The organism is Sphingomonas sp. MMS24-J13, assembly GCF_044905095.1.
In the GTDB taxonomy this organism is placed as follows: domain Bacteria; phylum Pseudomonadota; class Alphaproteobacteria; order Sphingomonadales; family Sphingomonadaceae; genus Sphingomonas_I.
On the sequence record NZ_CP173258.1, the window covers coordinates 4,735,421 to 4,760,537 of the forward strand.

Annotated in this window: 21 protein-coding genes; 10 read left to right on the top strand and 11 right to left on the bottom strand. The window is 65.5% G+C overall.

From position 1 onward, the window contains the following. Nucleotides 1-29 precede the first annotated feature (29 nt). Together ppsA and AB4Z44_RS22140 are read right to left on the bottom strand one after the other, a co-directional pair. On the bottom strand, nucleotides 30-2,468 hold the full coding sequence (ppsA, locus tag AB4Z44_RS22135; RefSeq protein ID WP_404714307.1) for a phosphoenolpyruvate synthase: 2,439 nt from the start codon (nucleotides 2,466-2,468) through the stop codon (nucleotides 30-32). A gap of 225 nt (nucleotides 2,469-2,693) precedes the next feature. Further along, the gene (locus tag AB4Z44_RS22140; protein ID WP_404711811.1) at nucleotides 2,694-3,080 is read right to left on the bottom strand and encodes a hypothetical protein; all 387 of its coding nucleotides are present in this window, start codon (nucleotides 3,078-3,080) and stop codon (nucleotides 2,694-2,696) included. Between the two features lie 371 nt (nucleotides 3,081-3,451). Here AB4Z44_RS22140 and AB4Z44_RS22145 point away from each other — a divergent pair, with 371 nt between their 5' ends. After that, nucleotides 3,452-4,252 carry an AraC family transcriptional regulator gene (locus AB4Z44_RS22145; protein ID WP_404711812.1) on the top strand — a complete coding sequence of 267 codons (801 nt, stop codon included), beginning with the start codon at nucleotides 3,452-3,454 and terminating at the stop codon, nucleotides 4,250-4,252. Between the two features lie 75 nt (nucleotides 4,253-4,327). Here AB4Z44_RS22145 and AB4Z44_RS22150 read toward each other — a convergent pair whose 3' ends face one another. Beyond that, the gene (locus AB4Z44_RS22150; protein WP_404711813.1) at nucleotides 4,328-5,116 is read right to left on the bottom strand and encodes an alpha/beta fold hydrolase; all 789 of its coding nucleotides are present in this window, start codon (nucleotides 5,114-5,116) and stop codon (nucleotides 4,328-4,330) included. A gap of 461 nt (nucleotides 5,117-5,577) precedes the next feature. Then, nucleotides 5,578-6,192 (bottom strand): TetR/AcrR family transcriptional regulator, encoded by a 615-nt coding sequence (locus AB4Z44_RS22155; protein WP_404711814.1) that lies wholly within the window; start codon nucleotides 6,190-6,192, stop codon nucleotides 5,578-5,580. A gap of 105 nt (nucleotides 6,193-6,297) precedes the next feature. Between AB4Z44_RS22155 and AB4Z44_RS22160 the strand changes: the two genes are divergently transcribed. Continuing rightward, nucleotides 6,298-6,774 carry a hypothetical protein gene (locus AB4Z44_RS22160; protein ID WP_404711815.1) on the top strand — a complete coding sequence of 159 codons (477 nt, stop codon included), beginning with the start codon at nucleotides 6,298-6,300 and terminating at the stop codon, nucleotides 6,772-6,774. A gap of 173 nt (nucleotides 6,775-6,947) precedes the next feature. Next, nucleotides 6,948-8,597: a hypothetical protein gene (locus AB4Z44_RS22165; protein WP_404711816.1), complete on the top strand. Its 1,650-nt coding sequence runs from the start codon at nucleotides 6,948-6,950 to the stop codon at nucleotides 8,595-8,597. 98 nt (nucleotides 8,598-8,695) lie between these two features. Here AB4Z44_RS22165 and AB4Z44_RS22170 read toward each other — a convergent pair whose 3' ends face one another. Together AB4Z44_RS22170 and AB4Z44_RS22175 are read right to left on the bottom strand one after the other, a co-directional pair. Next, entirely contained in the window at nucleotides 8,696-9,034 is a 339-nt protein-coding gene (locus AB4Z44_RS22170) for a hypothetical protein (protein ID WP_404711817.1), read from the bottom strand. Nucleotides 9,035-9,379: 345 nt separating this feature from the next. Further along, on the bottom strand, nucleotides 9,380-9,736 hold the full coding sequence (locus AB4Z44_RS22175; RefSeq protein WP_404711818.1) for an RcnB family protein: 357 nt from the start codon (nucleotides 9,734-9,736) through the stop codon (nucleotides 9,380-9,382). A 207-nt stretch (nucleotides 9,737-9,943) separates the two neighbouring features. On the opposite strand from AB4Z44_RS22175, the gene AB4Z44_RS22180 reads away from it, so the two are divergent. The 3 genes from AB4Z44_RS22180 (at nucleotide 9,944) to AB4Z44_RS22190 (ending at nucleotide 16,913) form a co-directional block, all read left to right on the top strand. Continuing rightward, entirely contained in the window at nucleotides 9,944-11,662 is a 1,719-nt protein-coding gene (locus AB4Z44_RS22180; RefSeq protein WP_404711819.1) for an ABC transporter ATP-binding protein, read from the top strand. Next, the gene (locus tag AB4Z44_RS22185) at nucleotides 11,659-13,428 is read left to right on the top strand and encodes an ABC transporter ATP-binding protein (RefSeq protein ID WP_404711820.1); all 1,770 of its coding nucleotides are present in this window, start codon (nucleotides 11,659-11,661) and stop codon (nucleotides 13,426-13,428) included. Before AB4Z44_RS22180 ends, AB4Z44_RS22185 begins: the two co-directional genes overlap by 4 nt. 206 nt (nucleotides 13,429-13,634) lie before the next feature. Continuing rightward, nucleotides 13,635-16,913, top strand: coding sequence for a S41 family peptidase (locus tag AB4Z44_RS22190; RefSeq protein WP_404711821.1), 3,279 nt, complete (start codon nucleotides 13,635-13,637; stop codon nucleotides 16,911-16,913). 34 nt (nucleotides 16,914-16,947) lie between these two features. Here the strand turns inward: AB4Z44_RS22190 and AB4Z44_RS22195 are convergent, their stop codons facing one another. The 4 genes from AB4Z44_RS22195 to AB4Z44_RS22210 all read right to left on the bottom strand — a co-directional run bounded on the left by AB4Z44_RS22195 (nucleotide 16,948) and on the right by AB4Z44_RS22210 (nucleotide 18,356). After that, nucleotides 16,948-17,139 carry a hypothetical protein gene (locus tag AB4Z44_RS22195; protein WP_404711822.1) on the bottom strand — a complete coding sequence of 64 codons (192 nt, stop codon included), beginning with the start codon at nucleotides 17,137-17,139 and terminating at the stop codon, nucleotides 16,948-16,950. A 48-nt stretch (nucleotides 17,140-17,187) separates the two neighbouring features. Continuing rightward, nucleotides 17,188-17,397 carry a hypothetical protein gene (locus tag AB4Z44_RS22200; protein WP_404711823.1) on the bottom strand — a complete coding sequence of 70 codons (210 nt, stop codon included), beginning with the start codon at nucleotides 17,395-17,397 and terminating at the stop codon, nucleotides 17,188-17,190. Between the two features lie 292 nt (nucleotides 17,398-17,689). Next, nucleotides 17,690-17,896, bottom strand: a complete 207-nt coding sequence (locus AB4Z44_RS22205) for a cold-shock protein (RefSeq protein ID WP_404711824.1) — start codon at nucleotides 17,894-17,896, stop codon at nucleotides 17,690-17,692. A gap of 226 nt (nucleotides 17,897-18,122) precedes the next feature. Beyond that, entirely contained in the window at nucleotides 18,123-18,356 is a 234-nt protein-coding gene (locus AB4Z44_RS22210; RefSeq protein WP_404711825.1) for a hypothetical protein, read from the bottom strand. 180 nt (nucleotides 18,357-18,536) lie between these two features. On the opposite strand from AB4Z44_RS22210, the gene AB4Z44_RS22215 reads away from it, so the two are divergent. After that, on the top strand, nucleotides 18,537-19,670 hold the full coding sequence (locus tag AB4Z44_RS22215; protein ID WP_404711826.1) for an aminotransferase class V-fold PLP-dependent enzyme: 1,134 nt from the start codon (nucleotides 18,537-18,539) through the stop codon (nucleotides 19,668-19,670). 41 nt (nucleotides 19,671-19,711) lie between these two features. Here AB4Z44_RS22215 and AB4Z44_RS22220 read toward each other — a convergent pair whose 3' ends face one another. Further along, on the bottom strand, nucleotides 19,712-20,257 hold the full coding sequence (locus tag AB4Z44_RS22220; protein ID WP_404711827.1) for a TetR/AcrR family transcriptional regulator: 546 nt from the start codon (nucleotides 20,255-20,257) through the stop codon (nucleotides 19,712-19,714). Between the two features lie 207 nt (nucleotides 20,258-20,464). Here AB4Z44_RS22220 and AB4Z44_RS22225 point away from each other — a divergent pair, with 207 nt between their 5' ends. The 3 genes from AB4Z44_RS22225 to AB4Z44_RS22235 are packed head-to-tail and all read left to right on the top strand — an operon-like array spanning nucleotide 20,465 to nucleotide 24,583. Then, nucleotides 20,465-21,616, top strand: a complete 1,152-nt coding sequence (locus tag AB4Z44_RS22225) for an HlyD family secretion protein (protein ID WP_404711828.1) — start codon at nucleotides 20,465-20,467, stop codon at nucleotides 21,614-21,616. A 1-nt stretch (nucleotide 21,617) separates the two neighbouring features. Further along, nucleotides 21,618-23,156, top strand: coding sequence for an MDR family MFS transporter (locus AB4Z44_RS22230; RefSeq protein ID WP_404711829.1), 1,539 nt, complete (start codon nucleotides 21,618-21,620; stop codon nucleotides 23,154-23,156). Beyond that, nucleotides 23,156-24,583 carry an efflux transporter outer membrane subunit gene (locus AB4Z44_RS22235; protein WP_404711830.1) on the top strand — a complete coding sequence of 476 codons (1,428 nt, stop codon included), beginning with the start codon at nucleotides 23,156-23,158 and terminating at the stop codon, nucleotides 24,581-24,583. The genes AB4Z44_RS22230 and AB4Z44_RS22235 overlap by 1 nt, the downstream gene beginning before the upstream one ends. The last annotated feature ends 534 nt before the right edge of the window (nucleotides 24,584-25,117 follow it).

The window sequence follows — 25,117 nt, forward strand, 5'->3', positions numbered from 1 at the left end:
CGCGCGCGGACGAATGCGAGAAGTGGATCCTATGCCGTCTGGCCTGTGGTCCCGGGTACGACGGGGTCATGGCCAGTGGCGGAGCCTTCGACATGTTCGATCTTCGCCACATGTCGAAGAGTGTCGACGAAACTATCCGGATTCAGCGAGATCGAATCGATGCCCGCATTGACCAGAAGCTCTGCGAAGTCGGGATAGTTGCTGGGGGCCTGCCCGCAGATGCCGATCTTGATGCCACTGGCATGAGCGCGGTGGATCACGTCGAGAATGGTGCGCGTGATAGCCGGGTTTCGTTCGTCGAAAAGCGGCGCGAGTATCTCGGAGTCCCGGTCGACGCCGAGGATCAACTGGGTAAGATCGTTGGAGCCGATCGAGAAGCCATCGAAACGGCGCGCGAAGTCCTCGGCAAGGATCACGTTCGCGGGAATCTCGCACATCATATAGATTTGCAGGCCGTCCTCGCCGCGCTCCACGCCATGGCGCGACATTTCCGCAAGCACCCGGTCCGCCTCATCGACGGTACGGCAGAAAGGCACCATCACGATGATGTTTCTCATCCCAACGGTCTCGCGGGCGCGCCGGATTGCCCGGCATTCGAGCGCGAAGCCCTCGCGGTAGCGCTCGTGATAATAGCGGGAGGCACCGCGGAAGCCGAGCATCGGATTTTCCTCGATCGGCTCGAAATCGGCGCCACCGATCAAATGGGCATATTCGTTGCTCTTGAAATCGCTCAGGCGGACGATCGCTGGATAAGGGTGGCAGGCCGCAGCGATCCGGGCGATGCCACGGCTGAGCGTATCGATGAAATATTCGCTCTTGTCCGCGTAGCCGTGGGTCAGGGTTTCGATCTCGGCCAGCGCGGTGGGATCGGAAACGCGTTCGGGATGGATCAGCGCCATCGGATGAATCCTGATCAGGTCGCTGATGATGAATTCCATGCGGGCAAGGCCGACTCCCTTCGCCGGAAGCCGCCACCAGCGGAATGACGATCCCGGCGTCGCCAGGTTGATCATCAGGTCGGTCCGCGCCTCGGGCAGGCCGGCCGGGTCGATATCTTCGCGCGTGAAGGGCACTGCGCCGTCATAAACGACCCCGCGGTCGCCTTCGGCACAGCTCAGGGTTATCGTCTGTCCGTCCTTCAGGACGGTGGTGGCATTGCCGCTGCCGACAATCGCCGGAACGCCCAGCTCGCGGCTGACAATCGCTGCGTGGCTGGTGGCGCCGCCATGATCGGTGACGATCCCGGCGGCCCGGCGCATCAGTGGCGTCCAGTCGGGATCGGTCTTCTCGGTGACGAGGATCGACCCATCCGGGAAACGCGCCAGGTCTGCCGGATCGCGAATGATGCAGGCAGGACCGCTGGCGATGGCGTCGCCGACAGCCGCGCCAGCCGTCAGCGGCGCGCCCTTGCCCGTCAGTCGCCACAGGCTGAGCGTCGCCTTGCGACCAGCGCCAGCAGTCTCAGGCCGCGCCTGGACGATGAAGATCTCGCCGGTCTCGCCATCGCGCGCCCATTCCATGTCCATGGGGCGGCCGTAATGTTCCTCGATCAGCACCGCCCAGCGGGCGAGCTCCAATATCTCCGTATCTTCGAGCACGAAGCTGTGGCGTTCCTGCTCGCTGGTGTCGACCAGGCTGGTGCGGGCCTCGCCTGTGGCGGCGTAGATCAACTTGGTAGCCTTTGCGCCCAGCCTCCTGTCGAGAATCGGCTTTAGCCGGCCGTCGCAGAGCAGGGGCTTGAACACGACATATTCATCGGGGTCGACCGAGCCCTGGACCACCGTTTCGCCCAGTCCCCAGGCGGCGCTGATCACCGCTACGCGCGGAAAGCCGGATTCGGGATCGATCGAAAACATCACACCCGACCCCGAAAGATCGGACCGCACCATGGGCTGCACGCCGATCGACAGCGCGACGGCGAGATGGTCGAATCCCTTGTCCTCGCGATAAGCGATCGCACGGTCGGTGAAGAGCGACGCGTAACAGCGCCGGCAGGCATCGAGCAGGGCCGCTTCGCCGACCACGTTGAGGAAGGTCTCCTGCTGCCCGGCAAAGCTCGCATCGGGCAGATCCTCGGCGGTTGCGCTGGAACGCACCGCCACGGCTGGCTCGGCCTTGCCGGTTCGCACGGAAAGCACGCGATAGGCCGTGCTGATCGCGGTCGCCAAAGGTTCGGGCAGTGTCGATTCGAGAAACAGCCGGCGGATCGCGTCCCCGGTTCGCGGCAGATCCGCCTCGCCGCGACGATAGGCTTCCAGCGCCGCGCGCAGGCGTGGCCCGATATCATTCGCGGCCACGAAGCCGCGATAGGCGGACGCCGTCGTCGCGAACCCGTCGGGAATCCGCACGCCGCTGGGGCGAAGCGCGGCGATCATCTCGCCAAGCGAGGCGTTCTTGCCCCCGACCGTCGGGACATCCCGATTGCCGACCGTTTCCAGCCAGAGCACCAATGCCGCCTCAGGCGGCATCGGCTGGTTTGCGGAATGGGGCGGAGTAAGGGTGGTCTGATCGGTCATCATGATCGCAGGATGATCGGCAAGCCGCCTCGGCAGAATACGGAAAGGTACGGAGGGGATCAGACTGCAGGGATCGCGAACCGCTGCGCGAGGTGAGCAACCCGTGACGGCCTTCGCCGATGGCTGACGGCTCGTTCTCGACGACGCGAGGTTATTCCGGCTTTGGGTGGCGCTCGTTCACGCTGCGAGAGGTAGCCGCGCTTCCTGGAGAGCCGTCGAACGGAACGCTTGTTCAAGCGGCATGACCGGACCCAGGCAGTCGAGTGCTTGATCGACGTCATGCGTTGCGACAATGACCGGCGCGTCGGCTGCCGTGCCGATCCGGCGCAACTCGTTCATCGAATCCCGCGCGGCAGCATCGGGAAGAATCAGTATCAGGTCAGGATGCGCGCATGCGAGAAGCGATGCGGCTTCGCGCGGCTCATCGACGCGGAAGATCGAGTGATAACCCGCATCCCATAGGCGGCTTATCGCGGCGGCGGCAACGGGGCCATCATGGCCGATTGCGAATGCATGCATCATCGTGCTTACCCCACGGAGGTTGATGGCGGCATGATCTCTCATCCCCTGCCGACCGACATTACGTAAATGCCCCGAGACGCGGACTAAGGCTGACGATGGGATTGGAGACGTTCGCCGAGGCCGGGGTCGCATTTTCGTTGCTCATGTCGGTGTTCCTTTCCTGTGATCGGGTCTAGGGGAGCGAGCCGATGGGCAGGAACCAAGCCGATCGAGGGGATCCGGACACGCTGTGGCTTCCGGATTGCATGATGGATCGTCCGGATGACGGAACATTTTGGAATGTCGGCAGCGCGGAACGACGTGCTGTCTCAAGTACTGACGCTGATCCGCTTGCGCGGCGAACTGGTCTATACCGCCTTTCTCGGTGAACCCTGGGGACTGAGCTTCCCGCCGGGCCCGCTCATTTCCATTTCGTGGAGCACGGTGAAGCCTGGGTCGCGCCCTCCGGCGGGAAGCCTGTCCGGATCAAGCAGGGCGACCTGGTCTTGCTCCCGTTGGGCGATGGTCATGTGATAACCGATGCGCTCAATTCGGCGGCCGACGATATCGGCACGGTCGCGGCGCACCATTTCGATCGGGACGAGTTGATCCTGCGGCATGGCGGCGAGGGGGCGGCGGCGCATCTGGTCAGCGGGTTCTTCAGCCTGGAGGGGAGCCCGCTGCCGGCGATCATGTCGGCGCTTCCGCCGCTGATCCTCATCCCGCGCGGCGATGCCGGTGCGCCGCCCTGGCTCGAGGCGATATCGCACTTCCTGGTTGCCGAAGCGCAGCAGCCCAATCCGGGCTCCTCCCTCATGATCTCGCGACTGATCGACCTTTTGGTCATTCGAACGCTGCGCAGCTGGGCCGCCGCAGAGGCGAACCGCACGGGATGGCTCGGCGGACTGGGCGAAGAACGCATCGGCCGCGTCCTCAGCGCCATGCATGCCAACCCCTTCGATCGCTGGACCGTGGAATCGCTCGCCAAGGTGGCCATGATGTCCCGCTCCATTTTCGCGGAGCGCTTCAACGCAGTCGTGGGCGAACCGCCACTGCGCTATCTGTCGCGATGGCGCCTGACGATCGCCGCGGACATGCTTCGCGGCGGTGGCCTGAAAGTCACCGAGGCGGCGTATCGATGCGGCTATTCTTCGGATGCGGCGTTCAGCCGCGCCTTCAAGGCGCATTTCGGATATGCGCCCAGCGAGATCCGGCAGCAGCAGTCGCCGGTTTGACGACATGGCCGCCGGTGGTGGGGCGGGACAATGCGTTGCTCCCGCCCCATGTCGGGCCTCCGGATCGGCTTCGCCTTACTGCGCGGCGCGTTCGATCGCATCGGCCAGGCCGTCCGGGTCGGTCAGGAACGGCGTGTGGCCGGTCGGCAAAGCGTACTCCACGCGCACGGGGGTGGCAGCGACCATCTTGGCCTGGAAGGCCGGGCTGATGACCTGATCCATTGCCGTGTGGATATAGGCCTTATCGACCTTGCCGAAATTGGCGGCGGTCAGCTTTACCGGCGTTGCCAGCGGTGCCAGCGGTTCGTCCAGGATCAGATCCGGGATCGCCTTGCGCAGGTCTTCGGGGCCGCCATTGGCGAACAGGTCGGCGCGCGCCGAATATTCGATCGAGGCGATACCCTTGTCCTTCTGGATCTGCAGGTGCGGGCCGATCTTGGCGTCCGGGTCGCGCTGGGCCAACGAAACCAGCGAGTCACCGTCCTGCGGCAGGTAGGCGGCAAGATAGACCAGCGTCTTGATCTTCTTGGGTGCCTGCTCGGCGGCGGCCGAGATCACGATTCCGCCGAAGCTGTGGCCGACGACGACGGCGGGGCGCTTGACCGAGCCGATCGTCTTGACGACGGCATCACGATAGAGGTCCAGGCTGACCTTGTCGGGCGCCATGGGATTGCCGGGCCGCCCAGGAAGGTCGACGGCGACGACCTGGTAGCCGTCCTTCCGCAGCTTCGCGGCGACCTGGCCCCAGACCTGGTCATTCTCGAAAGCGCCGTGGACCAGGACGATCGGTGCCTTTTCGGTGGGCATGGCATTCGCGCTGAGGGCGAAGACCGAAGTGGCGAGCGCAGCGACAAACGTTTTCATGTTGAAGTTCCTCCGATTTTTCCAGCATCGCCATCGATGCTGCGGGAGGAAATTAGTCGGTCGTGGCGGTTTCCAGCCATGCCCGGGCCTCCGAAACACATGACCGATCGTCCGGATTGATGGGGCGGTTGCGAGCCGACGCGGTGCCGCCCGAGGTCAGCGATGCCGCGGCCCAGCTTGCCGCGGCGCGGATATGCCGCAGACTGTGCGTAGCGCGACGCCTGGAATGCGTTCCCGCGCCGATGGCATCTCCTCATCGTCATCGCGCAAACTTGGGCGAGACAGGACAGGCGCCCGGGATTGTCCCGGACGCCTGTATGCTGGCACGCAGATACGCTTAAGCTACTCGTACAAAACTGGACGGCCCATACTGGAACGATCGTTCGGGGCCATTCTGCCTACAGTTACGGACAAGCCCGCAGGTGGGTTGCACCGCGGCGAAATTTTTTTCCTGCTCGATCTCAGCCTTCCGGATCGCCGATCGGCCGGCTGCCGCGCTCGCGCAGATCCTTGAGCAGGGTGCGGATCGCCCAGCCGGTCGCGGTGGCGATCTGCTCGCCCGTCAGGCCCCAATGATCGCGCATCTCGAGCCAGGGCGTCGTGTGGAGCACCTGGATCATCGCGCTGGCCAGCGTCTGGTCTTCGGGCGGCAGATCCTTGACCGCGTCGGCGGTCGCGGCGGTGTAGGCGTCGATCCGGCGCTGGTTCTGCGCCTTGCGCATGGCGCGGCCCTGCGGGGTCGATCGCATCAGGGTCGCGATCGGCGCGATGCTATCGAAGCCGGTGTGGATATCGTGGAGCGTCCCAAGCAGATCGTTCTCGTCGCGGGGAAAGGTGACGCGCGGCCCCGCCATCTCACGCACGCGATCGGTCGCGGCTGCCAGGAGGGCCTCGCGATCGGGGAAATAACGATAGACGGTGCGCCGCCCGATCCCGATCCGATCGGCGATCACGTCATGGTTGAGGTCGAGCCGGCCTTCGGCGAGCAGTTCGATCACCATGTCGCTGATGCGCGTGCGCATCTCGTCTTTCTTCTGCGCACGGCGGCCCGGCGCGGGGGGATCGATATCGGCCATGCCAGGCCTCGTAGGAAATGACATAATCCGTGTCAAATTTGTGATTGACACAATTTATGTCACATTGCATGGGGCCGGCGACGAACGGGAGAGGGGTGCTCACCAATGCTGTTTCATATGTCGATCGCGGCGCACGATCCGGCGCACGTTGCCGGCGTGATCGCCGAATTGTGGGGCGGGGAGGCGCTCGCCTTCCCGCCGGTCGCGGAAAATAGCTGGCTCGTCATGGCCGGCGACGAACGCGGTACCGGGCTCGAAGTCTATCCGATCGACGTCGTGTTGCGCGAGAGCGAGGGCGATGCCGATGCCTGGGGCGAATATACTGGGCAGGTTACCTACACCGCCACCCATGGCGCGATCGCGACCGATCTCGACCGCGCGCAGGTGCTCGCCATCGCCGAGCGTGAAGGCTGGCCGGCCAAATATCGCAAGCGCGGCGGCATGTTCGGCGTGATCGAAATGTGGATCGAGGGGCGCCAGATGATGGAGGTGCTCACGCCCGAAATGCAGGCGGAATATCTTGCGACCATGACGGCCGCCAATTGGCGGCGCGGGCTGGCGCGAGGCGCGGTGCCCGCCTAGTACTGTTGATGCATCGCAAGGCTAAGTGTCTTTCGAGAAAGAAGAATTTCGCCGTGCTCGTCGGCGGGCTTGCTAGCCCTTTGCTGAACATAACATAACGAGGAACCCCAGAACCCATTCAGGGATTTCGGTGCAATCTTCGCGTAATCGCGCCGAAACGAATGGATGTTCTCATGACTGGACGCCGCACCCGTGCTGCCCGCTTCGCCTTCGCCGCCGGTTTGGCGGCGCTGACCCTCGCCAGTTGCAACAAGGCCCCGCAGCAGGCGGCCGATAGCGGCCAGCCCGCGGTCGCGCCGCCGATCGCCGCCTTGCCGCTCGCCACCGCCACGCCGCCGGCGCCCACCGCGCCGGCACCGGTCGCGGCTGCCTTGCCTGCGCCCGCCAAGCCGATCAGGGTCGCGGCCAGGCCGCGTGCCGACAATTATTATTATGTCGACGGCGCTTATTCGATGGATCGCGCCTTCGGCGAGACGCCGCCCGATTACACCGTCGATTACGATGGGACGCGCCCGTGGATCTGGCGCTCGGATAGCGGTGCCTATCGCGTGGTCGAGCAATTGCCGCAGGGCGAGCGCTATTATTATTACCAGCCGGGCGCCGAAGAGCCTTTCTACGTCACCGATCCCGAGGGCAGCTATGCCTATGACGATGGATCGCTCGTCGGGGTCTATGGGCCGAACGGCGTGCCGCTCGATTATGTCTATGCGCAGCAGCGAGCCGATGCCGCCGCGCGCTATCTCTACCGCGCCCGCGCGCTCTATCAGGCCGCGCAGCACCAGCAGCGGCAGGCAGCCTACGCCGCCGACTGGCAGGCGCGCCGCAACGCAGTCTTCGCCCAGCAGCAGCAATGGCAGGCCGAGCGTGCGCGCGACGCCCAGTGGCAGGCGTGGCATGACGCCCACCAGCAGGAGGAGCGCCAGGAGTGGCAGGCCGAGCGCAATCGCCGCGCGGCTTATGCCGCCGCGATCGGTGCGGGGGCCGCAGCGGGCGCGGCGATCCTGGTCCGCGATCATGATCGCGCGGTGCAGGACGATCAGGTCCGCATGCGCGAGCAGCAGCAGATCGCGGCGCAGCAGCGCAATATCGCGATCCAGCAGGCGCAATTGCGGGCACAGCAGAATGCCGATGCGCAGCGCCAGGCTACGCTCGACAACCAGCGCAATGCCCAGATGGCACAGGCCCGGCGGCAGGCGGATGACGCTGCCCGCCAGCGCGCCCAGCTCGACCGCCAGCAGGCGGACGCGGCCCGCGCGCAGGCGCAGAACCGGCAGATGCAGGATCAGCTGCGCGCGCAACATCAGGCCGATGCGCGGGCACATGCGCAGGCCGATGCCGCACGCCGTCAGGATCAGTTTGCCGCCGCCCAGCGCGCGCAGGCGGATCGCCAGCGTCAGCAGGCCGATGCGGCGCACGCCGCCGCGGCGAACCGTGCCCAGGCGATGGCCGATGCGCGTCGCGCGCAGCAGGCCGAAGCGATGAACCGCATGCGCGACCAGCAGCAACAGCAGCAGCGTGCCACTGCCGAACGCCAGCAGGCTCAGGCCGAGCAACACGCTAGGGCCGAGCGCCAGCAGGCTCAGGCCCAGCAGCGCGCAGATGCCCAACGCCAGCAGCAGCAAGCCGCGCAGCGCATGGAGGCGCAGCGCGCGCAGGCCGAGCATCAGGCCATGGCACACCAGGCGCAGGCGCAAGCGCAGGCCCAGCATCAGGCGGCCCAGCATCAGGCCGAGGCAGTGCACCAGCAGGCGGCTGCCGCGCAACGCCAGCAGGCGATGGCGGCGCGCCAGCACAACGAGCCGCATCGCGAGAACCAGCACTGATCGGGAGAGCAAAATAATCGCTCCGTCTTGCTTATGCCCCGAGGCGTGCCAAGTCGTGAACGCCCCGACCGTCCAGATCGTCTTTCACTCTGGCGAGATCATGGGTCCGTACTGGAGTTGGCGGGCCGCTGCCCCGCCGCCAATTTGCGCGCGTAGGCTTGCACGCTTGGGCTGATGCATGCCTCCATCTGGGGCCGCGTCGTCACGGTCTTGGCACAGGCGAGAGTTGTTTCGCACATCAGTCCGTCGAAGGCGGGATCGCCGCTGTGACGTTTGATGACGCAGCTCTGGGCGCCGGTTTTCTTGTCCGTTCTCGTTACCAGCCTCAAGCGCCGCATCCGTTCGCCCATCACGACGATTTCGTCGGCGGATGGCGGTGCGGGCGCGGCTTCGGTCTGGAGAGCCGCCAGCGCGGCGGCGGCGAGGGTCATCAGCATCGTCATGATCTCCCGAAGCCACGAACCAGCCGGATATCCGGGCTGCTGATGCCGACATTTTGATCCGGTACGATGCCCCGGTGGGTGAAGTGACGCTGCATGGTTTTCCGCATGGACAGCCCCGGAGGGAGCGGACCAAGCGTATAGAGATAGCCATCGTGCAACGTCAGCCCGATTCCTGGCGGTCCGTAGAATCTACTGTGACGGATGTGCTGTCGCCATTCGGCGCCGGCACTGGGCAAAGTTGGTGCGGCCTCCGGTGTTGAGCTGCAGCTTGGCCGCCACACGCGGCTTTTGCGTAAAGCGAACGGCCCCGAGCTGTTAAGCCCGGGGCCTTGAAGCCGATCAATGCAGTGCGTTCGCCAGGACCGAGGCGATGATACCGCTGGTGATGCCGACCAGCACCGCGTCATTGCCTGATCGCACCCAGTGATAGCCGCGCGGGGCGGGCTTCAGATGGTAAGCGCGCGGGGCGTCGATCACGCGGTAGTTGCGGGCGTAGCGGTGGTCGAAACGCTGGCCGCGGCTCCACTGGCGATATTCGGGCCGGCGCATATCCTTGCGGACGATCGTCTTGTGCGTGACCACGGTGCGCTGAGTTTGCTCGATCCGGTCGCGGCCGTCGCGCTCGTAGCCGGGGGCCGCCAGAACCGGGGCCGTCAGAACCGAAGCGGCCAAAGCGGCGATGATGAACTTCTTCATGACCTTGTCTCCTGTGTCGACGCCGTCGATCGGCGTTGAGTGGAAAATGGGCCCGGCCTGTCGCTGAACTTTGCCGGCCGCCGGTTGAAATTGTCGCAAATTGTATCGCGGGCTGTGGCACCCCGGATACGCGCCGTCCGCGCGGCTTATGCTACGAAGCCGCGGGCAAGCGGGGAGAGGGCAGGGTCGTTGGCGCAAAAGCCGAAGATGAAGAGCGGGCCGGGTCTGGCATCGCTGCTGAAGCCGTATCGCGGCTGGATGGCGTTGCTCGTCGCGATGACGATGGGCAGCAGCGCGCTCGGCCTGTTCGTGCCGCAGGTGATCGCGCACGCCATCGATACGTTCCGCGCGGGCACGCTCGATCTGCCCGTGGTGCTCATCTGGCTGACCGCGCTCACGCTCGGCACCTTCGTCTTCGGCAACCTGCAGAATGTCGTCCAGACCGTCGCGTCCGAACGCGTCGCGCGCGATCTGCGTACGCGGCTGGCCGGCGTGATCTCCCGGCAGAGCTATTCGTCGGTCGAGCAGATGACGCCCGACAAATTGCTCACCAATCTCACCTCCGATGTCGATGCGATCAAGGCGTTCGTCGCGCAGGCGGTGGCGTCGCTCATATCGTCGATCTTCGTGATCGTCGCCGCCAGCGCACTGCTGCTGTGGCTCAACTGGCGGCTTGCGTTGGCGGTGCTGGCGGTGCTGCCGCTGATCGGTCTGACCTTCTTCATGCTGCTCGGGCGGGTGCGGAAATTGTTCGGGCAGGTGCAGGGTGTGATCGACCGGCTCAATCGCGTACTGACCGAGAATATCGTCGGCGCGGCGCTCGTCCGGCTGCTCGATACGCAGGCCAAAGAATATGATCGCTTCGTCGGGGTGAATGGCGAGGCGCGCGCGATCGGCTTCCAGATCCTGCGCCAATTCGCCGGCATGATCCCGATCATCACCTTCCTGAGCAACGTTGCCACCTTGACGATCCTGACGCTCGGCGGGCATTTCGTGATCACGGGATCGATGAGCCTCGGCGAATTTTCCGCCTTCAACGCCTATCTCGTGATCCTGATCTTCCCGATCATCGTCATCGGCTTCACCTCCACCGCGATCGGACGCGCACAGGCCTCGTGGGTCCGGCTCGGCATGGTGCTGAACGTCCCGCCGCCTGCGCTGCGGGGCGAGGCGGTGGCGGCGCTGACCGGCGCGATCGCGGTCAAGGATCTCACGCTCGCTTATGGCGAGCGCAAGGTGCTGCGCGACGTGTCGCTGACGATCGCGCCCGGCACCCGCACCGCGATCGCCGGGCCGACCGCGGCGGGCAAATCGCAATTGCTCTATGTGATGACCGGGCTGCTCGCGCCGACCTCGGGCCAGATCCTCTACGATGGCCGGCCGATCGACGATTACACGCGCGACAGCCTTTATGCGCAGATCGGCTTCGTCTTCCAGGACAGCAAGCTGTTCAACCTCACCCTGCGTGAGAATATCGCCTTCAACAGCGAGGTCGACGAGGCGCGGCTGGCCAGGGCGATCCAGACCGCCGAACTCCACGATTTCATTGCCGGGCTGCCCCTGGGGCTCGAGACGATCGTGTCCGAGCGCGGCATCTCGCTCTCGGGCGGGCAGAAGCAAAGGATCATGCTGGCGCGCGCGCTCGCGCTCGATCCGCGCATCCTGTTCCTCGACGATTTCACTGCGCGGGTCGATCTCGCGACCGAGGGACGGATCCTCGCCAATGTGCGGCGCAATTATCCCGATCTGACCTTGGTCTCGATCACGCAGAAGCTCGCCCCGGTCGAGGATTACGACCAGATCATCCTGCTGATGGAGGGTGAGGTGCTCGCATCCGGCACGCACGACGAACTGGTCCATTCCAGCCCCGAATATGTGCAGATCCTGCGTTCGCAGCAGAGCACCGACGCGTACGAGGCCGCATGATGAGGGATTATGCGCTCAAGAGTGCCGATACGGCGGGCGGCAAGGGCGAGACCCTGCTGGCGGCGGGGCGTGCGCTCGCACCTCTGCTCACCGATCAGAAAAAGAATATCGCGGTCGCGATCGCCTGCGTGACCGTCACCACCGGCGCCAACCTGCTCACCCCGGTGCTGATCGCGCACATCATCGACAAGGCGATGGCGCATGCCGATTACAGCCTGCTGCTGCGCTATGCCGGGCTGCTGGCGCTGGTCTATCTCGTGGCGCTGCGGACGAGCTATCTGCAGACGTTGCGGATGGGCATGGTCGGGCGCGACACGCTGTTCGGCTTACGCAACCGGCTGTTCACCCAATTGTCGCGGCTGCCGGTGGCCTTCTTCTCGCAGAATTGCGCGGGCGATCTGATCTCGCGGGTCAACAGCGATACCGACAAGATCAATCAGTTCTTCTCGCAAGGACTGATGCAGATGTTCGGCAACGTCTTCCTGATGCTCGGCGCGGGAATATTGCTGCTGAGCCTGAACTGGCGGCTGGGCACGATCGCGCTCGTGCCGGCACTGGCGATCCTGCTGGTCACGCGCGCCATCTCGCCCTGGGTGAAGCGCGCCAATCGCGAGGGGCTGGAAAGCCTCGGCGCGCTGTCGGGCGACATCTCGGAAAGCCTCGCCAATTTCGAGGTGATCGTCGCGTTCAACCGCGTCGATTACTTCCGCGAGAAATTCGCCAGGGCGAACGATCGCAATTATCGCGCGGCGGTGAAGGCCGGGATCTCGTCGGGCGTCTTCATGCCGCTCTACACGTTGGCGGGAAGCGCGGCCTCGATCCTCGTGCTCGCGATGGGCATCTGGCTGATCGATCGCGGCCAGCTCAGCATCGGCCTGCTGATCGGCTATCTGCTCTACGTCACCTCTTTCTACAATCCGCTGCGCCAGCTCGCGACGATCTGGTCGACTTTGCAATTGGCGACCGCCGCGCTCGATCGCATTTCGGACGTGCTCGACCTCGAAACCGATCTGGTGCCGGTGCCCGAAGCGCCCCGCGGCGGGGCGGGCGCTTTGCTGGCGTTCGATCATGTCGGCTTCGCTTATCCCAACGGGAAGGCGGTGCTGAACGACGTGTCCTTCACGCTGGAGCGCGGCCGCACCTACGCCTTGGTCGGGCCGACCGGCGGCGGCAAGACCACCACCGCGATGCTGATGGCGCGGCTCTACGATCCGGTCGAGGGCCAGGTCTATCTCGACGGGCGCGACATCCGCACCTTCTCCGCGAGCGAACGCGCGCAGAGGATCGGCTTCATCCTGCAAGAGCCCTTCCTGTTCAGCGGCACGGTGCGCGACAATATCGTCTACGGCCATGACGAGCTGGCGATGGTCAGCGACGAAGCGCTGGCGGAACGGCTGACGGCACGGGGGCTGGCGGGGTTCGTCGCGCGCTTCAACGAAGGTCTCGCTACCCCGATCAAGGGCAGCGGCGACGGGCTGTCGCTCGGCCAGAAGCAGTTGGTCGCCTTCCTGCGCGCGGTGCTGCGCGCGCCGGACATCCTGATCCTCGACGAGGCGACCGCCAATATCGACACGGTCACCGAAATATTGCTGGAGGAGGTACTCGCCAACCTGCCCGCCGCCACGACCAAGGTGATCATCGCCCACCGTCTCAACACGATCCAGAATGCCGACGAGATCTTCTTCGTCGGCGGCGGCGGGCTCACCGAGGCGGGATCGATGGAGCATGCGATGGACATGCTGCTGCACAACGAACGGACGAGTTAGGGGCGTTCGATCAAATGAAGCGTCACCCCGGGCTTGACCCGGGGGCCCGCTATTTCAGCGGAACAGAAGAAGCGGGACCCCGGGTCAAGCCCGGGGTGACGGGTCGAGGGGGTGTAGATTCGGGTCCAGCGCACGCAGCGGGCCCTCTCCCACTTGCCGCACGGCATCGCCGCGCTAAGCATCGCGTCCCTCAAGGAGAGAAGTGCATGCGGTTGCTGGCGGGTTTGCTGTGTTCGGTCGCTCTTGCGGCGGCTTTGCCCGCTCAAACCCCCGCCACGATGAGCCCCGGTGCGCGGCCGAGCCTGTCCGAGCCCTCGCTCTCGCCCGACGGCAGCATGATCGCCTTCGCCTCCGGTGGGGATATCTGGGAAGTCCCAGCCACGGGTGGGGTCGCGCATCTGCTCGTATCGGGTGCCGCGACCGAGGGGCGGCCGCTTTATTCGCCCGACGGCCGGAGGCTCGCTTTCACCTCCACCCGCGGGGGCAGCGCCAACATCTACATCCTCGATCTGGCCAGCGGTTCGATCGCCCGGCTGACCTATGCCGAGGCGGGCGAAGAGCTCGATGCCTGGTCGCCCGACGGCAAATGGGTCTATTTCGCCTCGGGCGTCTATGACGTCTCGCGGTTGCCCGATATCTTCCGCGTGTCGACCGATGGCGGTACCCCGCTCGAGGTCAGCCACGAACGCTATCTCGCCGAATTCCAGGCGGCGCCGTCGCCCGACGGCAAGACGATCGCGCTGATGGCGCGCGGGATCAGCAATGGCCAATGGTGGCGCAACGGCAATTCGCACATCGACGACACCGAATTGTGGTTGAAGCCGGTGGCCGAGGGTGCGGGCTATACCCGGCTGCTCGCCGGCGACGCCAAGCATGCCTGGCCGATGTGGAGCCCGGACGGGGCCACCATCACCTACATGAGCAATACCGGCGGCACCGAGAATTTGTGGCGCGTGGCGGCGGGTGGAGGCACGCCCGAGCAATTGACTCATTTCACGAGCGGACGGCTGCTCTATCCCTCGATGGCGGGCGGTGCGGTCGTGTTCGAACGCGACATGGCCGTGTGGCGTTACGATCCGCGCAGCGGGCAGGCGGCGCCCGTGGCGATCAGCCTGCGCGGCGCGGCCGCGGCCGAGCAGAAACGGCACACCAGCCAGTCGAACTTCAGCCGCATGGCGCTCTCGCCCGACGGCCAGAAGGTGGCGGTGATCGCGCATGGCGAGATCTTCGCGGCCTCGGCCAAGGATGGCGGTGCCGCGCAGCGCATCACGACCAGCGTTGGGGCCGAGCGCGAGGTCGTCTGGGCCCCGGACTCGCGGCGCATGCTCGCCATCACCGAGCGCGGGCTCGATCACCGCCTTGCCGAATATGATGTCGTGAGCGGCCGCGAGACATTGCTGACCAATGCCGGCATCGCCTCGGTCCCGGTCTATGCCCCCGACGGCAAATCGGCGGCTTACGTGCGCGACGAGCGTGAGCTCCACGTCATCACCCTGCCGCGCGACGGCAAGCCCGCCGCCGACACGATCCTGTTCACCGGTGCGATCGGCACCGACGGGCGCGACGGGCCGCGTCCGGTCTGGTCGCCCGACGGCAAATATATCGCTTTCCCGCTGATCGACCGACGCTCGTTCGTGAATGTCGAGGTGGTGCCCGCCGCGGGTGGCGAGGCGCGGCCAATCAGCTTCCTCGGCAACGGCCAGATGGGGCGGATCGCATGGTCGGCCGACGGCAAATATATCCTGTTCGATACCGCGCAGCGCAGCGAGGATACGCGCATCGTCCGCGTCGATCTGCTCCCCCACGTCCCCAAATATAAGGAGGATGTGTTCCGCGATCTGTTCAAGCCGAGCAAGCAGCCGGGCTCGCCCGACGCGCCGACCGACAGCCCCGCGACGACCGCTGCGCCCAGGCCGCTGCCGCCGGCCAAGGCAAAGGCCAAGAGCCCCGGCGCGTCAGTCGCCGCCGAACCGGCCAAGCCGGTGGTCACGATCGTGTGGGAGGGGCTGCGCGATCGCGTGACGATCCTGCCGCTCGGGCTCAACGCCGACACGCCGGTGATCAGCGCCGATGGCAAGACACTGGTCTTCCGGGCGAGCGAGCGGGGGCAGGAGAATCTCTACAGCTACAATCTCGACGAGCTCGCGCCCGAGCCGCCGGTGGCACAGCAGCTCAGCCAGAGCGATCGGCGAAAGGGCGATTTCGCGCTCACGGCCGATGGCAAGACATTGTTCTATCTCGATGGCGGCCGGCTGATCTCGACGCCGCTCGAGACCCCCAAGCCCAAGCCGATCGCGATCGGCGCCGAGATGGACGTCGATTTCGCGGCCGAGAAGCAGGTGGTGTTCGACGAGGCCTGGGGCATCCTCGATCGCAAGTTCTTCGACCCGAAGTTCAACGGCGTCGACTGGACCAAGGCGCGCGCGACCTTCCAGCCCTATATCGCCGGCGCGCAGACCCCTGACGAATTGCGCCGGGACATCAACCTGATGATCGGCGAGCTCAACGCATCGCATTCGGGCATCAACCGGCCCGCGCGCGGCGACGGGGCGCTGCCGTCCGATCGCGTCGGCGATCTCGGGCTGCGCTTCGATCGAACCGCCTATGAGGCGGGCAAGGGGCTGGTGATCCGCGAGGTGGTGGCGCTCGGCCCGGCCGCGATCGAGCGGATCAAGGTCGGCGAACGACTGGCGAGCGTCGATGGCCATGCGATCGGTGCGTCCGACAATCTCGATGCGCTGCTCGAGAACAAGGTCGGCCGTCGCGTGACGCTGGGTATCGTAGGTGCGAACGGGCCGCGCGACGTGGTGGTGCGGCCGGTGTCGGTCGCCGTCTCCTCGGGGCTGCTCTACCGGCAGTGGGTCAATGAGCGGCGCGCGCTGGTCGAGCAATATTCGGGCGGGCGGCTGGGCTATGTCCACCTGGCCGACATGTCGTCGGACTCGCTGAACCAGCTCTATCTCGATCTCGATGCGCAGAACCAGTCGAAGCAGGGCGTGGTCGTCGACATCCGCAACAATAATGGCGGCTTTATCAACGGCTATGCGCTCGACGTGTTCGCCCGGCGCAATTTCCTGACGATGACGGAGCGCGGCCTGTTCCCGGTCCCCAGTCGTCAGGCGTTGGGTCAGCGCGCACTCGGGCTTCCGACGATCCTCGTCACCAACGAATCCTCGCTGTCGGACGCCGAGGACTTCACCGAGGGCTATCGCGCGCTCGGGCTCGGCAAGGTGGTCGGGCAGCCGACCGCGGGCTGGATCATCTATACCGGGCCTGAGCCGCTGATCGACGGATCCTCGGTGCGTGTGCCGCGCGTCCGCATCCAGGACTCGGCCGGTCGCGATCTGGAGATGCACCCGCGTCCCGTGGATCTGCCGGTCGAGCGCCCGCTTGGCGAGACGCTTGCGGGGCGCGATGCGCAACTCAGGGTGGCTGTGGACGCGCTGCTCGGCCAGATGGGAACGCCGGCCGCGAAGCCGGAGTGAAAGGAATATCCTCCCGAAACGGGGAGGATATTATTTATGCTTCCGCGTTCGCCGGCGCGTCACGCTTCTCGTGGCGCTTCTCGCGATGCTCGGCCAACACAGCCTCGGCGGTCCATGCGGCGGCTGCGGCGGTCGAGATCTTCTTCACGTTGTCGAGATTGCTCTCGGCTGCACGCTTGGTGTGGAGTTCTGCCTGGGCCCGGCAAAAAGCCGATGAGCTTTGCATAGGGAAACTCCTTTGGGTGGGGGCAACCGGCCTGGGCCGGTCTTGCCGTCACTTGGTGGCGATGTCGGTCGCTTCGGCGCGATATTCCTCGCGCAGATAGGTTCGTGCCCGCGTCGCCGTCGGAAAGCTCTGATCGAGCAATTCGGTTTTCACCAGCGGATAACCCTGCGAGTTGAAGCGCGTGGTGCGGACCGTGATGCGGAAAACGCCTGCCTCATCCTTGGCGACGAGATAGGGGCGGACTGCGGTTCTGGACACGATGATGGTTTTTCCAATGATCTGGCGGCCGTCATGGCAGGCGGCGCAAATTTGGGGACGGCTTTCGTCCGGCGTCGGTCAGGCCTTGATCTGGCCCTTGGTCGATGGGTTCGACTGATTCGGCTTGGGCGGCGCTTCCTTCTTGGGCTTGCGCGCTTCCTTGCTGCCGCGTTTCTGGGCTTTGGCCATGGTCGCTTCCTTATCGTGGAGGAATGGCCGGCCAATCAGTCGCGGCCCGGCTCGCGTCGATCACGCGAATGAGCGGGCGCCTCGCGACGCCCGCTCGTCCGGATCAGGCCGAGTGCAGATTGACGGCCGAAGTTTTGCCGCGGCGATCGGTTTCCAGCTCGTACGAGACGCGCTGGTCCTTATCGAGCGTGCTCATGCCGGCGCGCTCGACGGCCGAGATGTGCACGAAGGCATCGCCACCGCCGCCCTCAGGCGCGATGAAGCCATAACCCTTGTCGGCATTGAAGAATTTTACGGTTCCAGTGATCATATGGGTATCCTTTGTCCCATGGGTGTCCGGCATGCGCCAACGGGGCACATCCGAGCTTCGGCTAGGCAAGAAAGGGACAAAGGGAGGCCAAAAGCGCGGCCCGATATCCGTCGCAGGCGACGTCAGCACTTTCCCATATAGGCCATATCCGGCCAAATTGTTAGAGAAATAAAATAAGGATGATTTCTACGCGCCCGACGACGCTGTTTTCCGCCAATCGGCGCGATTATTTGCCGCCATTTTCGGCAGAGCGTGCGGCGATTTCCTGCGCGAGCCGGGCCATCAATGCCGCAAGGGCCGGTGCATCGTTTCCCGATGCGGCTTCGTCGGTCCGCCCGGCCTCGTCGAGCAACGCCTGCCAGAATCGAACCGTATCGGAATAGACCGGCCGGCCGCGCAGCCGTTCCGCGCTGGCGACGGCACTGCGGAGATTTTCGATCATGGTGCCGTGCAGCTTCATGCGCCACGCTCCTTGGGTCGGCGGGAGCATGGATCTCCGTCGCACGGCCGCCGGATCGGATCGCGCAATGGTCCTCATATGGGGCCGGCTGTCGCAGATTGCCAGCAATGCGGAAGCGGCAGCCGGATTTGACCGGCCGCGGCGTTCGTGAAACAGCGCCCGCAAACCCAGGAGAATGACATGCCCGGCCTGCGCCCCGACGTGGATCCGAACGGACTGCTCGAATTTTCGGTCGTCTTCACCGATCGCTCGCTCAACCATATGAGCCAGTCCTTCCAGGGCGTGATGCGCGATATCCACGCGACTCTGTGCGAGGTGTATGGCGCGGATCGCGCGATCGTGGTGCCCGGCGGGGGTACCTATGCGATGGAGGCGGTCGCGCGCCAGTTCGCGACGGGCGCCAAGGTGATGGTGATCCGCAACGGCTTCTTCTCGTACCGCTGGACCCAGATCTTCGAGGCGGGTTCGATCCCGTCGGAAGAGATCGTGCTGAAGGCGCGTCGGCAGGGCGATGCGATCGACGCGCCCTTCGCCCCCGCGCCGATCGACGAGGTGACGGCACGGATCGCGGCCGAGCGGCCGGCCGTCCTGTTCGCACCGCATGTCGAGACTGCATCTGGCATGATCCTGCCCGACGATTATCTGCGCGCGGTGGCGGATGCGGTGCACGCGGTGGGAGGATTGTTCGTCCTCGATTGCATCGCATCGGGCTGCGTGTGGGTCGACATGGCGGCGATCGGGGTCGATGTGCTGATCTCGGCGCCGCAAAAGGGATGGTCGGCGCCGCCCTCGGCCGGGCTGGTGATGCTGCGCGAGACCGCGCTGGAGCGGTGCCGCGCCGCCAAATCGACCAGCTTCGCGATCGATCTCGGCAAATGGCTGACCATCATGGAGGCCTATCTCAACGGCGGCCATGCCTATCATGCGACGATGCCGACCGATGCGCTGCGCGCGTTTCACGCGGCGATGCTGGAGACCAAGGCGATCGGGTTCGACACATTGTGCGCGGCGCAATGGGCGCAGGGCAATGCGGTGCGCGCGATGCTGGCCGATCATGGGGTCAAGTCGGTCGCGGCAGAGGGTTTCGGTGCGCCGGGCGTGGTGGTGGCCTTCACCAGCGACCCCGAGTTGCAGAACGGCAAGAAGTTCGCGGCTCTGGGGCTGCAGATCGCGGCCGGCGTGCCGCTGATGGTGGGCGAGGGGCCGGACTATCGCAGCTTCCGGCTGGGATTGTTCGGTTTGGACAAGCTCAAGGATGTGCCGGCGAGCCTGGCACGCCTGAAAACGGCCTTCGACCAGGTCTTTCCAGATTAGCCGTCCATCCCGAGCGATTGCGTTCGGGATGGACGGTCGTGTTACGCGGGCCGGAACCCGCGCATCAACAGATCCAGCGCCTCGGCGATCACCGCATCCACCTCGGCCGGGTTCATATGCAGCTTGACCGTGCCGTTGATCATCTGCGTCGCGATCAGCAGGCCGTGCGCGTCGATGTCCGGGCGTAACGTGCCGTCCGCATGCGCTTTGTCGGCGAGGGGCTGGAGCGCGACGAGAATGCGGTCGCGCATCGCGTTGAACGCCGCGCGATGCTCGCCATCAAGCGGCATATCCCCGGCGATACGCTGGAACAGGGCCGCCCCGCTGGTCGATTGCTTGACGAGTGCGGTCAGCACCCGATCGAGCGGCAGGTCGGGATCGATCACCTTCTCGATCTCACCGACCTGACGGTCGAAGATTGCCAGCGCCAGCGCCATGCGGTCCTTGAAGTTGCGGTAGAGCGTGCCGCGGCCGACGCCCGCGCGATCCGCGATCTGTTCGAGCGGGACGCTGAATCCTGCCTCGCGGAAGCATTGCTCGCCGGCAGTCAGCAGCGCCTCGCGACGCGTGCGGGCATCACTGCGCATGATGAGCGAGCCTCCCCGCGATCCGTTCCATCACCTCTCCGTCATTCGCGACGCGCATACCGAACCGCCTTCCTAATGTGCCTGCGCCACGCATGCCAAAAATTTCGGCCCGGGTCGTCGAACAGGGTTGGACAGCAGTTGCGTTTGTGCTTACCGGACACCATGTCCGCTTAGCGGACGCCTTTCCCGATCACTGGATCCCGACCGATGAGCGATGCCGATTTGCCCGCGACCGAAGCCGATGTCGGCCCGCCGGATACGCCTGCCAAGCCCGCCAAACGGCTGAGTCCCATCGCTAAAATCGTGCTGCTTTTGGTGCTGGCGATCGCGATCGTGGCCGGCATCGTCTGGTACGTTCACCACAAGACGACCGGCCAATATTATCAGGAGACCAACGACGCGACGATCCAGGCGGATGCGGTTACGGTCTCCCCCAAGGTCAGCGGCTATGTCGCCGAGGTGCTGGTCGCGGACAATCAGGACGTGAAGGCGGGCCAGCCGCTCGTCCGTATCGATCCGCGCGATTATACCGCCAAGGTTTCGCAGGCACAGGCGCAGATCGGTGAGGCGGGTGCGGCGATCGACAGCGCCAGGGCCTCGATCGACGAGCAATATGCGACGATCGAGCAGAGCCGTGCGCAGCTCGAGTCCGCGCGCGCCAAGGCCGCGCACGATGCCGCCGAAGTCGCGCGCTACCGCCCGCTCGCCGCCTCGGGCGCTGAGACGCGCCAGCAACTCGCCCAGCTCGAAACCGCCGCGCGCCAATCGGCTCAGGATGTCCGCGCACAGGCCGCGACGCTGCTGATGCAACAGCGCAGGATCGGTACCTTCCAGGCGCAGATCCGCCAGGGCGAGGCGCAGGCCAGGGGCGCGCAGGCGCAACTGGCGTCGGCCAGTGTCGATGTGGGCAGCACGGTCTTGCGTGCCTCGGTCAACGGGCGCGTCGGCAACAGGACCGTGACGGCGGGCCAATATGCCACCGCCGGCACGCGCCTGATGTCGGTCGTGCCGCTCGATCAGCTCTATGTCGTCGCCAATTTCAAGGAGACCCAGCTTGCCTTGATGCGGCCGGGCCAGCCCGCGACCATCGCGGTCGACGCGTTGGAAGGCACCGAGATCAACGGACGCGTCGCCAGCGTCTCGCCCGGCACCGGCGCGCAATTCTCGCTGCTGCCGCCGAGCAACGCGACCGGCAATTTCACCAAGATCGTCCAGCGCGTGCCGGTGCGGATCGCGATCGAGGCGACGCCGGAAGCGCGGCGCTTGCTGGTGCCCGGCCTGTCGGTGACGGTGACGGTCAACACCAAATCCGCCAAGGGCGAGCTCGACCGGATCAAGCAACTCGAAAAGGCCGATTAGGATGGCCACTCAGGCCATCAGCCGATCGGTCGCGCCACCTGTCGAGGAGCGCGCCGATCTCGCCGCCTGGCTGGCGGTGGCGGCGGGAACGCTCGGCGCGCTGATGGCGACGCTCGACATCTCGATCGTCAATTCGGCGCTGCCGACCATCCAGGGCGAGATCGGGGCGAGCGGCACCGAGGGCACCTGGGTTGCGACCTCCTATCTGGTCGCCGAGATCGTCATCATTCCGATGGCGGCGTGGCTGCAGCGGCTGCTCGGCCTGCGCACCTTCCTGCTGATCATGGCCGGCCTGTTCACCGCTTTTTCGGTCGTGTGCGGATCGGCGACGAGCCTGACGATGATGATCGTCGGCCGGGTCGGGCAGGGCTTCACCGGCGGCGCCTTGATCCCGACCGCGCAGACGATCATCGCCCAGCGCCTGCCGCGGCGCCAGCAGCCGGTCGGTATTGCCGCCTTCGGCGTCACCGCGATCCTCGGGCCCGTGCTCGGGCCGCTGATCGGCGGCTGGCTGACCGAGAATATCAGCTGGCATTATGCCTTCTTCATCAACCTCCCGGTCTGTGCGGTGCTGATCACCTTGCTGCTGGTCGGCCTGCCGCACGAGAAGTCGCGGCTCGACCTGTTCGGCGAGGCCGACTGGCTCGGCGTGGCAGGCCTTGCCTTCGGGCTCGGCGGGTTGACCGTGTTGCTGGAGGAAGGCCAGCGCGTGCAATGGTTTTCGTCGAGCCTGATCCGCTGGATGACGCTCGTTTCGGCGGCCGGTTTCGTGCTGCTGTTCGCGGGACAGGCCACCGCGAAGCGGCCGGTGGTGAAGCTCAAATTGCTGCTCGATCGCCAGTTCGGATCGGTCGCGCTGATGGGGGTCGTGCTCGGTATCGTCCTCTACGGTACGTCCTACGTCATCCCGCAATTTCTGGCCTCGATCGCGGGCTATAATTCGCTCCAGTCGGGCAAGATCGTCCTGCTGTCGGGCATTCCCAGCCTGTTCATGATGGCGATCATCCCGATCCTGCTGCGCTTCATCGACATCCGCCTCGCCGTCGGCGCGGGCCTGCTGATCATGGGCTCGTCGGCGCTGATCGACGCACATCTCAGCGCCGGTTCGGACGGCAGCGATTTCGTCGTCTCGCAATTGATGCGCGGCGTTGGCCAGATTCTCGGCATGCTGTTTCTCAGCCAAGCGGTGGTGCGTTCGGTGCCGCGTGAGGATGCCGGCGATGCATCCGGCCTGTTCAACGCGGTGCGCAATCTGGGCGGCAGCCTCGCGCTCGCCGGCATCTCGATCATTCAGGATCAGCGCGTCTGGCTCCATTCGCGCCGGCTCGAGGAAACGCTCGGCGCCAATTCGATCGCGGTGCAGGATTTTGTTCGCGCCAACGGCATCGGCCGCATCGCCCAGCAGATCCAGATCGAGGCGCTGGTGATGACCTATAACGACATCTTCTGGATCATGGGAATCGGTACGTTGGTCGTGCTGCCTCTGATCCTGTTCCTCCGCCCTCTGCCGAAGGACGCCGCGCCCGCGGCGACGCACTGATGAAACAGATCGCCTTTCTATTTCCGCTGGTCCTGCTCGGCGCCTGCACGGTCGGGCCGAATTACGACAAGCCACCCGCGGTCGGTTCGGATGCGATCGCGCGCGGCACGTTCGTGCGCGCTGCCGATCCATCGATCACGCCGGCACCCGGCCTCGCACGCTGGTGGGTGAGCCTCGACGATCCGACCCTGACCGCTCTGGTCGACGATGCGCTGGCGCACAGCCCCAATATCGATGTCGCCCAGGCGCGTATTCGCGCGGCCAATGCCCAGCTCAAGTCGCAACAGGCCGGCGGGCTGCCGAAGGTCAGCGCCAGCGCGACCTATCTCAACGCGCGGCTACCGGGCACCAATCTCAGCAGCTCGGGTTCGGGCGACAGCGGCGGCTCGTCCTCGCTCGAATTCTACAATCTCGGCGGCACGGCGTCCTGGGAGCCCGATCTGTTCGGGGGCACGCGGCGCGGGGTGGAACAGGCGCGCGCCACCGTCGGCCAGCGCTTCGCCGATCTGGCCGACGCGCAGGTCAGCCTCTCGGCCCAGGTCGCGCAGGCCTATGTCAATCTGCGCGACGTGCAGGAACGCGCCCGCCTCAACAGCCGATCGACCGAACTCCAGCGCCAGGCGCTCGCGCTCACCCGCCAGCGCTTCGATGCGGGCACCGCTTCGGCGCTCGATGTCGATCGGCTGCAGGCGCAGCTCCAGAATACCGATGCGCAGAATATCCCGCTCGCCGCGCAGATCGACGAATATCGCAACCAGCTCGCGGTGTTGACAGGCCGCGAGCCCGGTGCGCTCGACGCGACCCTCGCCGGGGTCGTGCCGGTGCCCTTGCCGCCGGCGCAGGTGCCGATCGGCGATCCGGTCAGCCTGATCGCGCATCGCCCCGATATCCGCTCGGCCGAACTCGCGCTGGCCGCGAGCACCGCCGGGATCGGCGTCAACAAGGCCAAGCTGTTCCCGTCGATCCAGTTCCTTGGACTGTTCGGGCTCGGCGGCACCAGCCCGGGCGACATCTTCGACATCGGCAAGCTTACCACCCTGGTCTCACCGATGCTGAGCTGGTCGGTCCTCGATTTCGGCAAGAACCAGGCCGCGGTCCGCCAGTCCGAGGCGCAGCGCGACGAGGCCGAGGCGAAGTATCGCCAGGTGGTGCTGGAGGCATTGCAGGATGCCGAAACCTCGCTGTCGCGCTTCGGCAACGTCCGGCTGCAACTCGCCCAGCTCGGTCAGGCCGAGGCGACCGCGGCGCGATCGGCAGCGCTCAACAAGCAGCGCGTGCAGGCGGGAACGAGCACGGTGATCGACCAACTGGATATCGAACGCCAGCGCCTGACCGCGGCGATCGCGGTGGCGCAGGCCAAGGCGCAACTGACCAACACTTATATCGCGGTGCATAAGGCGTTGGGGCTGGGTTGGACCGATTCCTGATCGGGCGCGACGGGGGCGCCCTATCGTCACCCCAGCGAAGCTCGGCGTTTCGGAAGTACAGAGCGCTCATATCGTTCTGAAATCCAATCCTGCACCGGGCAGCCGGTCGACCGGCAACGGCTCCATCCCGATAGACGCGCCTGAATGATCGTGCCTCGATCCTGATCCTGCGCGGCGATAAAAAGGCCGGCCGGCGCGTCGGACCGATGTTGCCGAGATAGCGCACTGGCCGAACATTTCCGGTTGGTTGCCGGGACGTGCGATTTGGCGCCTTGCGCTGCAGTTTCGTTTCAGTTCTGTTGCTGTCCAGCGACATGGACGCGCCGCGGTGCCATGAACGACAGGGGATGATGCTCAGACGGGCGCCCGAAGGCGATTGGCCTTCATCGGGACGGCTGGATGATCGAGTGCAAGAGATCACTGGTAAATGTGAACGACCCTCTGGGAGGGCGTGAGCGCCGCGACATCGATGCCGTGGTTTGTTTTGCCTGCACCCGACCGCATTTCTCGTGAGTAAGAAGCAAATCTATATTT

What these genes read in the sequence shown, in the direction of transcription:
- ppsA (WP_404714307.1), bottom strand. Translation starts at nt 2,468, where the DNA reads ATGCCGCCTGAGGCGGCATTGGTGCTCTGGCTGGAAACGGTCGGCAAT.
- AB4Z44_RS22140 (WP_404711811.1), bottom strand. Translation starts at nt 3,080, where the DNA reads ATGAGAGATCATGCCGCCATCAACCTCCGTGGGGTAAGCACGATGATG.
- AB4Z44_RS22150 (WP_404711813.1), bottom strand. Translation starts at nt 5,116, where the DNA reads ATGAAAACGTTTGTCGCTGCGCTCGCCACTTCGGTCTTCGCCCTCAGC.
- AB4Z44_RS22155 (WP_404711814.1), bottom strand. Translation starts at nt 6,192, where the DNA reads ATGGCCGATATCGATCCCCCCGCGCCGGGCCGCCGTGCGCAGAAGAAA.
- AB4Z44_RS22160 (WP_404711815.1), top strand. Translation starts at nt 6,298, where the DNA reads ATGCTGTTTCATATGTCGATCGCGGCGCACGATCCGGCGCACGTTGCC.
- AB4Z44_RS22165 (WP_404711816.1), top strand. Translation starts at nt 6,948, where the DNA reads ATGACTGGACGCCGCACCCGTGCTGCCCGCTTCGCCTTCGCCGCCGGT.
- AB4Z44_RS22170 (WP_404711817.1), bottom strand. Translation starts at nt 9,034, where the DNA reads ATGCTGATGACCCTCGCCGCCGCCGCGCTGGCGGCTCTCCAGACCGAA.
- AB4Z44_RS22175 (WP_404711818.1), bottom strand. Translation starts at nt 9,736, where the DNA reads ATGAAGAAGTTCATCATCGCCGCTTTGGCCGCTTCGGTTCTGACGGCC.
- AB4Z44_RS22180 (WP_404711819.1), top strand. Translation starts at nt 9,944, where the DNA reads ATGAAGAGCGGGCCGGGTCTGGCATCGCTGCTGAAGCCGTATCGCGGC.
- AB4Z44_RS22185 (WP_404711820.1), top strand. Translation starts at nt 11,659, where the DNA reads ATGATGAGGGATTATGCGCTCAAGAGTGCCGATACGGCGGGCGGCAAG.
- AB4Z44_RS22190 (WP_404711821.1), top strand. Translation starts at nt 13,635, where the DNA reads ATGCGGTTGCTGGCGGGTTTGCTGTGTTCGGTCGCTCTTGCGGCGGCT.
- AB4Z44_RS22195 (WP_404711822.1), bottom strand. Translation starts at nt 17,139, where the DNA reads ATGCAAAGCTCATCGGCTTTTTGCCGGGCCCAGGCAGAACTCCACACC.
- AB4Z44_RS22205 (WP_404711824.1), bottom strand. Translation starts at nt 17,896, where the DNA reads ATGATCACTGGAACCGTAAAATTCTTCAATGCCGACAAGGGTTATGGC.
- AB4Z44_RS22210 (WP_404711825.1), bottom strand. Translation starts at nt 18,356, where the DNA reads ATGAAGCTGCACGGCACCATGATCGAAAATCTCCGCAGTGCCGTCGCC.
- AB4Z44_RS22215 (WP_404711826.1), top strand. Translation starts at nt 18,537, where the DNA reads ATGCCCGGCCTGCGCCCCGACGTGGATCCGAACGGACTGCTCGAATTT.
- AB4Z44_RS22220 (WP_404711827.1), bottom strand. Translation starts at nt 20,257, where the DNA reads ATGCGCAGTGATGCCCGCACGCGTCGCGAGGCGCTGCTGACTGCCGGC.
- AB4Z44_RS22225 (WP_404711828.1), top strand. Translation starts at nt 20,465, where the DNA reads ATGAGCGATGCCGATTTGCCCGCGACCGAAGCCGATGTCGGCCCGCCG.
- AB4Z44_RS22230 (WP_404711829.1), top strand. Translation starts at nt 21,618, where the DNA reads ATGGCCACTCAGGCCATCAGCCGATCGGTCGCGCCACCTGTCGAGGAG.
- AB4Z44_RS22235 (WP_404711830.1), top strand. Translation starts at nt 23,156, where the DNA reads ATGAAACAGATCGCCTTTCTATTTCCGCTGGTCCTGCTCGGCGCCTGC.